Below are 12,922 nucleotides of genomic sequence, written 5' to 3'. Positions count from 1 at the left end.
GATGTGTGAAGGGGGAATTGATGAACAAGCAACCACATCGACTTGATAGCGTCGGACGCGCGTGCGCTCGTCACCCGTTCACAACGATCGCTATCTGGGTTGTCGTCTTAGCCGCAGCGCTCATCGGGCACCACGAGATCTCCGGTATCTACCAGAACAACGTGAACCTGCCGGGGACCCAGTCCTCTACCGGACTGGCACTTCTGGCCAAGAACGATCCAAAGGCATCTGGCTATACCGGACTGGTCGTCGTCACTGGCAAGGACCTCACATCCCAAGGAGGCGCACTCACCCAAGCCGAACAGAACCTAGCCCGCCTCAAAGATGTGATCTCAGTCAGCAATCCACTCGCTCCCAGCTCGACAGGACTCTCGAAGTCAAAAACCACCGCGCTGATCACCGTTCATCTCTCGGTGCTCCCCGCATCACTCGGGACTAGCTACGCGAACTCGCTCTATAGCGCCATGGAACCTGTGACACACTCAGGCCTGGCCGTCAACTATGGCGGAGGGTTTGATGCCAATGTCAACCCGCCGACGCGTGACACCACATCGGAGGCTATCGGCTTTGGAGTGGCCATCGTCGTGCTCCTCGTCAGCTTTGGAAGTCTCATCGCCGCTGGACTACCTCTCTTCACCGCCGTCTTTAGTGTCGGCATCGGTGTCTCCATTCTCGGTATGGTCGCCAGCGTGATCACCTTCGCTACCGCTTCGCCAACGTTGGCGCTCATGATAGGCCTTGGAGTCGGGATCGACTATGCCGTCTTCTTGAGCACCCGCTTTCGCCAACGTATCATGGACGGTCATGATCCTATCGACGCCGCTGGTCGCACGGTTGCCACCAGTGGACACGCTGTCCTCGTGGCGGCAACCAGTGTATCCGTGGCACTGTTTGGACTCTACGCCTCTGGCATCACCTTCTTCGGCCAACTCGGCTTTGCCGCCTTCTTTGGCGTTCTCACCGCAGCTGCTGGCGCGATCACCCTGGTGCCCGCCGGCCTCAGTCTCGCTGGGCGCAGTATCGACCGTCTCCATCTTGGATCCCCGAAGGCCGAGGCGGGTGATCGAAATGACATGTGGCACCGCTATGCTCGCAGTCTGCAACGCAGGCCGGTCCTCTTCCTTTTTGCCGGTCTTATCCTTCTCGGCGTCCTCACCATTCCATTCTTCTCGATGCGCCTCGGAAACGTCGGCGACTCCTCGTACCCAACCTCTTTTACCTCCCGTCGCGCCTATGACGAGGTAGCCCAGGCATTTGGTCGAGGTGCCAACGGTCCGCTCGTTGTCGTTCTTGCCATCAACCACTACCAGGGGTCTCCCACCACCCTGGCCAATGACCTCTACCAGCAGATCAGTAAGGTTCCAGACATCGCCTCAGTCACCCCACCGGCACCAACGCCCAACTCAGCCCTGCTTATCTCAACCGTGGTACCAAAGACTGGGCCAGATAATCAGAAGACAACGACGCTCTACTCGACGTTGGTAAACACCACCATCCCCAAGGTCACCGCTGGTACCGGCGCGAAGGGCTACGTCACCGGGGGTACAGCCCTACAGATCCAATTCGATCAAACCCTCGGCTCACATCTGGTACTCACCATCCTGGCTGTGCTTGTGGTCGCCTTCTTCATAATCATGTCCGCCTTCCGCAGCCTGGTACTCGCCATCAAGGCAGTTGTCATGAACCTACTGAGCATCGGGGCAGCCTACGGGGTGCTGGTCGCCACCTTCCAATGGGGTTGGGGGCGGAGTCTGCTCGACGTACCGAACAAGGTCTCGATCGAGGCCTACGTTCCTCTCATCGTCTTCGCCGTCGTCTTCGGCCTCTCGATGGACTATGAAGTCTTTCTCCTCTCGAAGGTACGAGAGGTCTGGATGCGGGCCGATGACAACACTGAGGCCGTCTCTGAGGGTCTCTCCTCCACCGGTCGCGTGATCTCTGCCGCTGCCCTGATCATGGCAAGCGTATTCTTCGCCTTTGCTGGATCACCTGATGTGGTCATCAAAATGTTCTCCGTCGGTTTTGGGGTCAGCGTACTCATCGATGCAACCATCGTGCGGCTTCTCTTGGTCCCCTCGATTATGACACTGCTTGGCACGAAGAGCTGGTGGATACCCAAGTGGCTCGACAAGATTCTGCCCCACATCGAGGCAGAGGGTGTCGAAGAAGACGAGGCGACAGCCATTGCGTTAGCTGCGGTTGACTGACCGCAGCATGAATTAAACCTACTGAAGGAAACGAATCGAGGTTCCCGCCAGGCCCAAGACGAAGAAGGTTCGAAGCCTCAAGCGAATATGGGTTGATTGTAGTCAACTGCACTCTCCTGGGCACCATGTCCTGAGATTTCATGAGTACAGCTACCAGCCCGTTCTTCTGTCTGTGATGCGTAGTGGAAGCGAGCCTAGCCATCGCACCACCTTCGCGGAGTTCACCGCTCGGCTCCTGCAATCCGGGAACTCGGCACTAAAATCACGCTAACCGATCAAGACATAGATATCCTGGCCAAGTGTAGTGGAACGCGCAACCATGCAGCGATGCATCTTCCAGCTGGCAAAATGGAGCAATAACCAGCAGGTATGTCGCTGCTGACCCCGGTTGGGCACCTTCCAAAACCCACAGCTGTCAAAATCTGCCTAGTCCTCAACATTTTGAGCCGCGTGCCTCGTGGGGACCTCATCTAGAGGCCAAAGCTTGGTGGTGATGACATCGTGCACGATGTCCTTGTCCACGCCAAAGTACTCGTGAATGAGAATGTTACGCATACCGCGAATCGCAGACCAATCGATTTCGGGTAGCGCCTTGATCAAAGTCTCTGGCAGGTGATTCGCGCCTCGCCCACGACAACGATATTGCGTTCGATCGCATCCATGGCCATATCTGCCAGGTACCCTTCGCTCGCATCGAGATCATCGGCGTAGTGCAGACAGCGAGGAATGGCGATGTGAATATCTCCGATCCGTTCTTGCGTGGTTCGACTCAAAGCGGTACCGATTCAGCGACAGCCGTGACCGATACCCGGTCCTTGAGTAGTTGGGTGGAGAAGACGTCCACGTCTCGCTGCAGGATGCGACGGAACTCGTCGTTGAGTCCACCAGCACGGAACAGAACGTTCCCCTCCGCTGGGTCGAGGTCTACGAGAATGTCGATGTCGCTTTCCGGTGTCGCGTCGCCGCGAGCGACTGAGCCGAACAGTCGTGGATTGGTTGCCCCGTATCTCTGCATCACAGCATCTAACTCGTCGCGGTGCGCATCGATCAGGGTGCGTGAGGCCTGAGTCGACGGCGTAACGGTGCCCATAGCTAGAGGATAGCTGTCACTAAAGTCAGACATGCCGATCACCTTTGCGTAACGTTTCTCAAGGTTCGGCTCTCGCGAGTCACTCGGTGAGAGAACCTGCATCTCGGACCACCGGCAGCAATCTCACTCGCGTGCTGATAGGGCGACACCAACAAGAGCCGGGATGCGACAGTCGGTCAAAGGTGTGCCCTGCTGTCAAAACAGCGGTGAACGGGATAACCATCTGAACCCATGCTTCCTTGAGGTGGTCGATCGCACCTCCAAAGGCGGAGTGCACAACCCACGCTCTGACTGCGAGTTCCAGTTGAGGTTCAGAACCGATGTTTTCAGAACCGACGCACACTGCCTCAACTACCTGGGAAAGCCACGCATCGAATGATTCCGTTACGCCGGTCGCCTTCCCTTTGGGTCCACCCCAGAACCTGTGCTACGAGAGCTTCCCGGTGTAGAGGGTTTCGTGACCGGAACCATGGCCCTACAGATTCAATTCGATCAAACACGCAATCTACCGTACTTGTGGTCGCCTTTTTCGTTATTATCCCCGCCTTTCGTAGCCTGCTACTCGCTGTCTAGGCGGTTCTCATGAGGCTACTGAACACCAGAATTGCCCTGGGGTGCTTGTCCCCATCCTCTCATGGGGCTGGGAACTGAGCCTGCCCAACATGTCGACGATGTCTCGATTAAGGCCCACGCACCTCATATCATCCTCGCCGTATCATCTTCACCTGCACTTTTGGGTTCAGCGCACCCATCGATGCAACTGTCGCGTGACTTCTCTTGGTCCCCCCCGATTATGCCGCTGCTCAGCACCAAGAGCTGGTGGACAACCAATTAGCTCGATGTGGTTCTGCCCCACATCGAGGCAGAGGGTGTCGGAGAAGACGAAACGTAGCGTTAGCCGCGGTCGACTGAGTAAACACGATGCTTCGCCTGTTGGCTAAGGTGCTCGCCACTACACTAGGCTCCAATGGCTACCGACCAACAACCAGCACCACGGAGCACGACCAGCTCCGATTCTCATGAGGCCCACCAAGATCCACTCTTTGGCGGCATCGGCGTGGCACTCGTAACGCTCTTTGACGACGAGGGAGAGCTGCTGGTCGAGGCGACTGCCGAACACGGAGCACACCTCGTCGAACTCGGGGTAACCGGCGTCTTGGTCGCAGGGACCACTGGTGAGGCTAGTGCCCTCGATGATGATGAGCGTGCCCGCCTCATCCACGAACTACGTTCCACCCTTCCCCCGTCCATACCCATCTTTGCTGGAACCGGGCAACCATCAGCGCGGGCCGCGGTACTCACCTCCAAGCGAGCGGTCGACAGCGGTGCCGATGCACTCCTTGTGCTCTCCCCTCCCAGATCCCTCGATCCACGCCCCTACTACGAAGCGATCCTCGATGCTTGTCCAACGACACCGATCCTGGCCTATCACTTCCCGGCCGCCTCGGCACCGGGTCTTACCGTCGAGACTCTCTGTTCTCTTCCGGTAGTTGGCTCGAAGGACTCAAGTGGCGACGCGTCTAGACTCCTCGATGAGGTCCAACGCTTTCATGGCGCTCTCTATGTCGGCAACCCGGTACTGCTCGCCCTCGCTGGCCTACTCTCCATCCAGGGAGCGATTCTTGCGGTGGCCAACCTCGACCCAGCCCTCTGTCATCTCGCCCTCAACGGAGACGCCCAGGCGCAACTCGCGATCGCTGAACTCCACCGCGCGACCGCCACTGGTTTCCCCAAAGCGATCAAGCATGAGCTCCATCTTCGCTTTGGTACCCCGACAGGAGTGCGCCTCGGGTAACCTCGCGTTCGCCCCACCTTGAATCGTCCTCCCAAAGGACTTGGCCCCACACTACATGGGCGAAGCTAGTGCCCCGCAGCTGGTGTCGGAGTCACCTGCGCCAGATACGTACATGCTGCTGGTAACGAGCAGAGATCGGCATATTTGGCCTCGAGATCGAAGAGGTTGGCCTGGTGAACTTCCTCCGTCCGATCGCCAACCGCCTCACGCACGATGGTCGGGCGAAAGCCAGACTGCAGAGCATCCAGTGCACTTGCACGTACACAGCCTGAGGTGGAGACTCCGGCGATGAGAAGGGTGTCCACGCCCATGACGTGCAGCGTGGTGGCGAGTGAGGTGCCAAAGAAGGCAGAGGCGTACTGTTTCATGATGATGAGATCGGTCGCCTCCGGCTGCAAGCGCTCGTCGAAGTCACGGAGTTCAGATCCCTCCTCAAAGACCTGAAGCGAGGGGACCTTCTGCCAAAAGTAACCTCCGTCTACGCCCCCTTGACGGTAGCTGACGCCAGTAAAGACCACTGGATACCTCCGTTCGCGAGCGGTGGCGACCAGCGCCTTGGTTGCGTCAAGCACCGTCTCGTACCTTGGAGAGAAGAGCGGAGAACCAGGATCGAGGTACGCCCGCACTAGGTCGACGACCAACACCGCTGGTCGCTCTCCAAGGCCCACCGATCCGGAGAATCCCGCCTTCCGGTAGTCCTCATCCACGGAGGGGTCCCCCATGGCTTACCTTGTCTCAAAGACGGGATCACGAGGGGCCGGAATCCCCGTCTCAGCGAGCGACCTCTCCTTGAGATCGGCGATCGGAGCTCCGTAGTCAAAGACGGGGAGCGCACCCCGATGATCGCGCATCTCGGCTCGGAGTGCCTCTGTGGCCGAGGCCAGCACCGTACCGTCATCATCGAGAACAACCCCGTAGCGCTTCGCACCCTCTCGCGTCACGAGACCACGCTCAACCTCGAGCGCCACCAGCTCAGCCGAGCGATCCAGCGGATCACCCCAGCCACCGCCTCCCCAAGTGACATAGTGCAAAATGTCGCCTACTGCGACTTTGACATGGTCACACTTCGATGCAAGCACCTCGGTTGCTCCGTTCGTGCGAACTACATATTTGGTACTTCTCGCCCCAGGCAGGCCACCGTTGACGCCCCATGGGTAGGTCAACCAGCGGTCATCGTGAATGGAGATGGTGCCCGGCTCCAAGAATCGATAGGCGATATCGATCCCGTTACCCCCTCGGAAGAATCCGGGTCCACCCGAGTCGGGTACCGTCTCATACTTCTCAATCACCAGAGGGAAGTACGCCTCGAGAAACTCATTGGGGACATTGGTAAAAGATGGCCACAGCGAATGTCCATCGGGTCCATCCCCAAATGGCCGACCCGGAATTCCTCCAAAGCCAATCTGATAGAGCTGGAACCACTCGCCCGAGGAGTCCGTGCCTGAGTACATGAGATGCGGAGAGGAGGAGAAGCCTGCTGCACAGAGAAACTCGGGCTGGCGTTGACCGAGGAGGCCACCGAGAATATCGAAAATCCGCCCGAGCGCATGGGTTCGACACGAGAGTGCGGCCGGATAGGCGGGTCGAAGCAGGGATCGCTCTGGAATATGGACCTCAACAAGTGGATAGAAACCGTCATTCCAGAGGATCTGGGGGTCAAAGACCATGATCATGTAGATCCCAAAGAACATCTTGAACATGTTGACGTTCAAGAAGAAGTTGATCGGCCCTACCGATTGTGGATCCGTCCCTTCAAAATCGAGATGGACTTTGTTGCCCTCGCGCCACATCGTACAGTGGATCCGATACGGGCCATTGCCAAGACCGTCATCATCGATATAGTCAGTGAAGGAGAGTCGTTCCTCCGAAACTGTCTGAAGGATCAGCTGTTCCATCGCACGATAGTTGCGCTCAAGCAATAACTCCAGCGTCGCGATGTAGACGTCGGTACCGAATCGACCACAGAGCTCCACGACGCGACGCCCGGCGGTGCGACAGGCCGCAACGATTGCGTTCAAGTCACTTCGGTTCCACTGTTTCATCCGCACCTGGTTGAGAATAAGATCGAGAGCTTCCTGGTTCAGTGCTCCGCGTCGGTAGATCTTGGTAGGGGGAATGACCACCCCCTCCTCATAGATGCTCTCGGCGTCGGTCGGCAACGACCCGGGAACCTTGCCGCCGACATCGGTCATGTGTCCGAACATCGCCGACCAACCAACAATACGGCCCTCCAGATAGATCGGCATCAGCACAAGCCAGTCATTGGCATGGCTGATCGCACCGTCACAGCTATACGGGTCAGAGGTCAAGAAGATATCGCCCTCCTCCACCGTTCCCTGGTAGTTGTCCAAGAAGCCACCGATGAAAGAGCCAAACTGTCCGACCACCATGCGACCCTTGTGATCAGCGATGAGGGGGAACTCGTCGTGTTGCTCTCGTATGCCCGGACTCATTGCCGTACGAAAGAGCACCGCATCCATCTCGTAGCGAGCATTTCGCAACGCATTTTCAATAATATCCACTGTCACGAGATCGACATCGACACTCGCAAACTGGGTATTAGATGTCTCGATAATCTGTGCCATTACCACTCCTTCGTTTCAATGTACTGACCAATAGCTAGCATGAAGCCCATCATTGGGTATCGCTGAGGGGGTTGATGATGAGGTTGCCATAGACGTCGACTTGCGCCTCGTGACCTGGCAACACCAGGGTGGTAGAGTCCATCTCGGAGACGATGGCAGGTCCCGCGATCCGGTTATTGGCTTTGAGCTGGGCACGAGCGTAGATCTTGGCGACGACCTCCTCACCCTCGACGTAGATCTCTTTGGTGGCGATCACTGCGCCGGCGGCATCTTCATCCCCAGTTTCGATCTGGAGCGCGGCCACCCTTGGGCGCGCCCCTTGGGCGATGGCACGCAGGTGTACCAGCTCACACTCCTGATCGAGCGCGAAGGTAAAGAGCCGCTCATGCTCAGCCTCAAAGAGGGCACGAATACTCTCCAACAGTTCATCGGTGAGCATGGACGCATCGACATCAACCGTCACCTCGAAACCTTGGCCGTGGTAACGGACATCGACGGAATAACCGATCTCCTGCTCTGCCAGAGCGACCCCCTGCCCCGTAAGCTCAGCTGCTGCCTCCGCTCGTAGTGCCGCAAGCTCGGCGGCCACCGCTGCACTCGAGACCTCGGAGAACCTACGGATATAGGTATGCGAGGACTCTGATCGAAGACGAGTTGTGGCATCACCAAAGGCGCAAAGCACCCCAGGCGAGGGTGGGACAATCACCGGCCACGAACCCATCAACCTTCCTAAGGCATTGGCATGCAACGGACCGGCACCACCAAAGGCCACGAGGGCAAAGTCGCGTGGATCATATCCCTGTTGCACCGAGACCAGACGGAGGGCTCCAAACATGTTCTCATTCACAATGTCGATGACACCGGCGGCCGCTCGCTTGACCTCGATACCCAGCGCTTCGGCAAGTGGCTCAATAGCACGTCTCGCAGCCTCGCCGTCGAGTTGCATCTCCCCATCCAGGAGCCCTGAGGGTAGATAGCCAAGCACCATATTGGCATCGGTGACCGTAGGTTCGGTCCCACCGCGGCCATACGCCGCTGGCCCTGGGTCGGCGCCGGCAGACTGGGGGCCAACGCGTAGCGCCTTGGTCAAGGCTGGCACGTGCGCGATCGATCCTCCACCAGCCCCGACTGTGCGCACGTCGATGGAGGAGGCACGGATCGTCAGATCGCCAACGGATGTCTCCCGCCCCACCTTCGGGACTGCCTGCTGAACGAGGGCGACATCAGTACTCGTGCCTCCCATGTCAAAGGTCAACAGATCGTCGTAGCCCGCCTGACTGGCGATCCAGACTGCACCAGAGACACCGCCGGCCGGTCCGCTCATCAGCATGTTCACCGGGGCGGCGGAGGCGACCTCCATCCCCATTAAACCCCCATCAGAACGGAGAATGTGCAGACGTGCACCTGGAGTCCGTCGCGCCAGTTCGGACGAGAGGTTGCGCAAATACTGCGATGCACGCGGTCGCACGTAGGAGTTAGCCACCGTGGTGAGCGTCCGTTCATACTCCTTGATCTCTGGCAGAATACGCGACGACAAGGAGATGGGGATATCCCCTAAAATCTCTTCGGCTACGCGTGCAACCGCAAGCTCGTGTTCGTCGTTGGTGAATGAATTCATCAACGAGATCGTCAGCGCTTCAATCCCACGAGCACCGAGTCGTTCGAGTTCTTGTCGAAGCGCCGCCTGATCGAGGGGACGGATCACACGACCACGTGCATCGATTCTCCCCTTGACTTCGATAGTGTCCTCAAGCCGAGCCAATGGCTCAGGCTTTGGCCATACGATCCAACCAGCCAGTCCTCCCGGTACAAAGGACCGAGCCACCTGGAGGATCTGGCGATACCCCTCGGTGACGACCAGGCCGACTCTGGCGCCCTTCCCCTCAAGAACCGCGTTCGTCGCCACCGTCGTTCCGTGCATCACCTGACTCACCGCACTTGGATCGACTCCAGCGCGCTCAGTTAGCAACTCGATCCCACGGAGTACTGCAATCGAGGGATCCTCCGGCGTGGAGGGAACCTTCGCACGATGTGTCACCCCTGATACCTCATCAATCAGCAAGAGGTCAGTGAAGGTTCCTCCTACATCAACTCCCAATCGATAACTCATCAGTACAATCTCCTCATCTGTGCCTGTCGCAACGAACCCACCGACTCACTGCGACGCTCGTCGCTGTTATTGATACTCTCGTTGACAACACTCTTCTTATTGGCGTCACGTACGCCGCACACCCACCACGACCATCTTGTCCCATCAACCATCGCCGTACTCGCTCAGATCACCCCTCGTTGGCGAAGAGAGGCGATCTCCTCTTCGGCGAGACCGAGTAGGCCAGCGAGAACCTCGGTGGTGTGCTCACCGAGCTCAGGGCCGACCCACCTCACCCTCCCTGGCGTTGCCGAGAGGCGAGGGGCGACATTATGCATCTGAAACTCCCCGAACGTCGGATGTGCCAGGCTGATGATGTCCTGGCGCGCCATAAAGTGCGGATCAGCGAGCATCTCCGGCGCCCGATAGATCTTGCCCTCTGGCACCCCATGGATCTCAAGTAGCTCCTCGAGTTCAGCGATATCGTGCTCGGCCGTCCACGCTGCGATACGTTCGTCGAGTACCACCTGGTTTGCACCTCGCGCGCTGTGGGTCGCAAAGCGTGGATCATCCGCGAGTTCGGGTTGGCCCATGGCCAAGGCAAGTCTCCCAAAGACTGAGTCCTGATTGGCGGCGATGAGCAGGAGCAGTCCATCTTTGGTTGGATAGATATTGGAGGGCGCCACGTTGGGCAGAATCGCTCCGGTGCGCTCACGAATGTAGTTGCCGAGTGTATACTCAGGAATGAGCGACTCCATCATCGAGAGCACCGCTTCATAGATCGCTGCATCCACGACTTGTCCTTTGCCGGTCACGCTACGGTTGTGGACCGCGACCAGCGCACCAAGAGCAGCAAAGATGGCAGCGAGCGAATCGCCAATCGAGATACCAGCTCGCGAAGGTGGTGCCTCAGGGTTACCGGTCACATATCTGATGCCACCCATCGCTTCGCCAATCGAGCCAAATCCTGCCCGGGCCGCATACGGTCCCGTCTGGCCATAGCCCGTCACGCGGACCAAGATCAGGCCTGGGTTGATCTCAGCGAGCGTGGAGTAATCGAGTCCCCAACGTTCGAGCGTGCCAGGGCGAAAGTTTTCGAGCAAGATATCGGATTGTGCCACCAACGAGCGCACGAGTTCTTGGCCAGCTTCAGTTCTCAGATCGATCGTCACCGATCGCTTACCACGCGCAACCACCGGCCACCAGAGTGACAACCCATGTGGCTTTTCACGACCCCATTGGCGCATCGGGTCGCCGCGCTTGGGATCCTCAACCTTGATGACATCGGCTCCAAAGTCAGCGAGGAGCTGCCCACAGAACGGTCCGGCCAAGAGCTGTCCCATCTCGATGACTCGAAGATCTTGGAGCGGCAGCCGCTCTTGGGAATCATCGCTGCCGGAGGTATCCATTCGGGCTCCTTTCTAGCAGTAGACCGAGCGTGCGGCAAAGATGTGGCACTTCATCACCGCCTCAGCCCAATCAGGGTCACGGACAGCCAGTGCTTCTAAGAGTTCTCGATGATGCGACATCGAACGGTTGAGTTCATGCGCACTGTAGCGTTGAAACGTTGCTCGGACCCGAGCCAGCTCCATGATCGACTGCACCTGTTCAGAGAGTCGGTAGTTTCCGGATCCACCAACGATCAGGGCATGGAACTGATTGTTTAGGCTCGCGATCTGATCGTCAAAACCCATTGGACGCTCCGTTGCCAGTCGTTCCATCGCATCGGCGAGCTTTTGGGCGACGACCAGATCACTCTCTGAGAGCCGAAGCGCGGCTTGCCGTGCCGCGTGCGGTTCGAGTACACCGCGGAGCGCAAAGACCTCATTGATGTCCTCCACTCTCCACCCAAGCACCCTCGCCCCTCGATGTGGCAGGATCTCGATGTACCCCTCAACTTGCAGCCTTCGCAGTGCCTCTCGAACCGGTGTTCTCGATACTCCAAAGCGCTCCGCCAAGAACTCCTCGCGAAGGGATTCCCCAGCGGCGAGCTCACCGGTCACCAGTGCGTGTCGCAGTTGATTGTATACATCTGTGCTGATTTCTCCCAAAGCATCCCCACTCAAGTGCCTGTTAACCGCATTTCTGCATACAATATCACAGCCGACGCCTCCTTGGTTGGAATTGAGGAAAAAACCTTGAAGCGCCTAGAGTAAGAGGGGATAGCGATCGAGAGAGGAATGACGATGGATCAGCCAAGTATCGAGATCGTTGAGGTGTCACCGCGGGATGGACTCCAAAACGAAGCCACACCCTTCTCAACCGACGAGAAGATAGCGCTGATCGAGGGGTGTCTTGGTGCCGGTCTGCGAAGGATCGAGGTTGCCAGCTTTGTCAATCCCGCAAGAGTTCCCCAGATGGCCGACGCGGAGGCGGTCTTGGCACGGCTCAGCCCTGCGGCCTTTGACGGAGCCATTGGGCTCGTCCTCAATGAACGGGGCCTCGATCGTGCGCTCGCAACCCCGCTACAGGAGATCAACTATGTGGTGGTGGTGACCGAGACCTTCTCGGAGAAGAATCAAGGTGCCTCGGTTGAGGAGAACCTCGCCATGGCGGCCAACGTGACCCGGCGAGCGAGAGAGGTGGGGCTTCGCACCTCCATCACCGTCTCCGCTGCCTTCGGCTGTCCCTACGAGGGCGAAGTAACCCCCCAACAGCTCTACGCCATCGTCGATCAGGTCGCCGATCTGGAGCCGTTTGAGATTGCCATCGCCGACACCATCGGTGTCGCGGTCCCAAGGGACGTACACGAACGGATGCAGGGCGTTCGAGAGATCATCGGATCGCGTCCTATCCAACTCCGCTGCCACTTTCACAACACCCGCAACACTGGACTCGCCAACGCCATGGCCGCCGTCGAAGAGGGCGTTACTGTGCTCGACGCATCCCTCGGAGGTATCGGAGGATGTCCGTTTGCACCCAATGCGACCGGCAACATTCCCACCGAAGATCTCGCGTATATGTTGTCACGTTCGGGCTATCACCTCGGTGTCGACTTTGCTCGCCTCTTTGAGGTGGTTGATCTGCTGAGTCAGAAGCTACCGAACCCGGTACCTGGTCTCCTGACGCGAGCCGGGATGTTCCCGGCGCTGAGCTGACATCACCGAGCTGAACCCAATGGGTTAACCCCCACTGGATTAACCCACACAGCCTCGA

Annotated in this window: 11 protein-coding genes; 3 read left to right on the top strand and 8 right to left on the bottom strand. The window is 58.3% G+C overall.

The annotated features are described in order from the left end of the window. Nucleotides 1-20: 20 nt before the first annotated feature. Nucleotides 21-2,207, top strand: coding sequence for an MMPL family transporter (locus tag M7Q83_RS06635; RefSeq protein ID WP_298336637.1), 2,187 nt, complete (start codon nucleotides 21-23; stop codon nucleotides 2,205-2,207). A gap of 426 nt (nucleotides 2,208-2,633) precedes the next feature. Here M7Q83_RS06635 and M7Q83_RS14230 read toward each other — a convergent pair whose 3' ends face one another. Genes M7Q83_RS14230 through M7Q83_RS06625 form a run of 3 tightly spaced genes read right to left on the bottom strand, consistent with a single transcriptional unit; the run spans nucleotide 2,634 to nucleotide 3,330 of the window. Further along, a complete protein-coding gene (locus M7Q83_RS14230; protein ID WP_366526381.1) occupies nucleotides 2,634-2,762 on the bottom strand; it encodes a HepT-like ribonuclease domain-containing protein in 129 nt (42 codons plus the stop codon). Between the two features lie 41 nt (nucleotides 2,763-2,803). After that, nucleotides 2,804-2,980 (bottom strand): hypothetical protein, encoded by a 177-nt coding sequence (locus M7Q83_RS06630; RefSeq protein ID WP_298336635.1) that lies wholly within the window; start codon nucleotides 2,978-2,980, stop codon nucleotides 2,804-2,806. Further along, complete coding sequence (locus M7Q83_RS06625) at nucleotides 2,977-3,330, bottom strand: nucleotidyltransferase domain-containing protein (protein ID WP_298336633.1); 354 nt, start codon at nucleotides 3,328-3,330, stop codon at nucleotides 2,977-2,979. Before M7Q83_RS06625 ends, M7Q83_RS06630 begins: the two co-directional genes overlap by 4 nt. A gap of 934 nt (nucleotides 3,331-4,264) precedes the next feature. On the opposite strand from M7Q83_RS06625, the gene M7Q83_RS06620 reads away from it, so the two are divergent. Beyond that, nucleotides 4,265-5,092, top strand: a complete 828-nt coding sequence (locus tag M7Q83_RS06620; RefSeq protein ID WP_298336631.1) for a dihydrodipicolinate synthase family protein — start codon at nucleotides 4,265-4,267, stop codon at nucleotides 5,090-5,092. Nucleotides 5,093-5,157: 65 nt separating this feature from the next. On the opposite strand, the gene M7Q83_RS06615 is transcribed toward M7Q83_RS06620, so the two are convergent. The 5 genes from M7Q83_RS06615 to M7Q83_RS06595 all read right to left on the bottom strand — a co-directional run bounded on the left by M7Q83_RS06615 (nucleotide 5,158) and on the right by M7Q83_RS06595 (nucleotide 11,817). After that, a complete protein-coding gene (locus tag M7Q83_RS06615) occupies nucleotides 5,158-5,814 on the bottom strand; it encodes an isochorismatase family protein (protein WP_298336628.1) in 657 nt (218 codons plus the stop codon). Nucleotides 5,815-5,817: 3 nt separating this feature from the next. Continuing rightward, a complete protein-coding gene (locus M7Q83_RS06610; RefSeq protein ID WP_298336626.1) occupies nucleotides 5,818-7,677 on the bottom strand; it encodes a hydantoinase B/oxoprolinase family protein in 1,860 nt (619 codons plus the stop codon). A 49-nt stretch (nucleotides 7,678-7,726) separates the two neighbouring features. After that, nucleotides 7,727-9,787 (bottom strand): hydantoinase/oxoprolinase family protein, encoded by a 2,061-nt coding sequence (locus M7Q83_RS06605; RefSeq protein WP_298336624.1) that lies wholly within the window; start codon nucleotides 9,785-9,787, stop codon nucleotides 7,727-7,729. A gap of 164 nt (nucleotides 9,788-9,951) precedes the next feature. Further along, nucleotides 9,952-11,175, bottom strand: coding sequence for a CoA transferase (locus M7Q83_RS06600; RefSeq protein WP_298336622.1), 1,224 nt, complete (start codon nucleotides 11,173-11,175; stop codon nucleotides 9,952-9,954). Between the two features lie 12 nt (nucleotides 11,176-11,187). Continuing rightward, nucleotides 11,188-11,817: a GntR family transcriptional regulator gene (locus M7Q83_RS06595; RefSeq protein ID WP_298336620.1), complete on the bottom strand. Its 630-nt coding sequence runs from the start codon at nucleotides 11,815-11,817 to the stop codon at nucleotides 11,188-11,190. A 135-nt stretch (nucleotides 11,818-11,952) separates the two neighbouring features. Here M7Q83_RS06595 and M7Q83_RS06590 point away from each other — a divergent pair, with 135 nt between their 5' ends. Next, nucleotides 11,953-12,864, top strand: a complete 912-nt coding sequence (locus M7Q83_RS06590) for a hydroxymethylglutaryl-CoA lyase (protein ID WP_298336618.1) — start codon at nucleotides 11,953-11,955, stop codon at nucleotides 12,862-12,864. Nucleotides 12,865-12,922: the final 58 nt, after the last annotated feature.

Origin of the sequence: Ferrimicrobium sp., from assembly GCF_027364955.1 — a bacterium.
In the GTDB taxonomy this organism is placed as follows: Bacteria; Actinomycetota; Acidimicrobiia; order Acidimicrobiales; family Acidimicrobiaceae; genus Ferrimicrobium.
Note: the sequence above shows the minus strand (reverse complement) of the source record. Positions and strands in the feature narration are given on the sequence as shown.

What these genes read in the sequence shown, in the direction of transcription:
- M7Q83_RS06610 (WP_298336626.1), bottom strand. Translation starts at nt 7,677, where the DNA reads ATGGCACAGATTATCGAGACATCTAATACCCAGTTTGCGAGTGTCGAT.
- M7Q83_RS06620 (WP_298336631.1), top strand. Translation starts at nt 4,265, where the DNA reads ATGGCTACCGACCAACAACCAGCACCACGGAGCACGACCAGCTCCGAT.
- M7Q83_RS06600 (WP_298336622.1), bottom strand. Translation starts at nt 11,175, where the DNA reads ATGGATACCTCCGGCAGCGATGATTCCCAAGAGCGGCTGCCGCTCCAA.
- M7Q83_RS06605 (WP_298336624.1), bottom strand. Translation starts at nt 9,787, where the DNA reads ATGAGTTATCGATTGGGAGTTGATGTAGGAGGAACCTTCACTGACCTC.
- M7Q83_RS06625 (WP_298336633.1), bottom strand. Translation starts at nt 3,330, where the DNA reads ATGTCTGACTTTAGTGACAGCTATCCTCTAGCTATGGGCACCGTTACG.
- M7Q83_RS06615 (WP_298336628.1), bottom strand. Translation starts at nt 5,814, where the DNA reads ATGGGGGACCCCTCCGTGGATGAGGACTACCGGAAGGCGGGATTCTCC.
- M7Q83_RS06635 (WP_298336637.1), top strand. Translation starts at nt 21, where the DNA reads ATGAACAAGCAACCACATCGACTTGATAGCGTCGGACGCGCGTGCGCT.
- M7Q83_RS06590 (WP_298336618.1), top strand. Translation starts at nt 11,953, where the DNA reads ATGGATCAGCCAAGTATCGAGATCGTTGAGGTGTCACCGCGGGATGGA.
- M7Q83_RS14230 (WP_366526381.1), bottom strand. Translation starts at nt 2,762, where the DNA reads ATGCGTAACATTCTCATTCACGAGTACTTTGGCGTGGACAAGGACATC.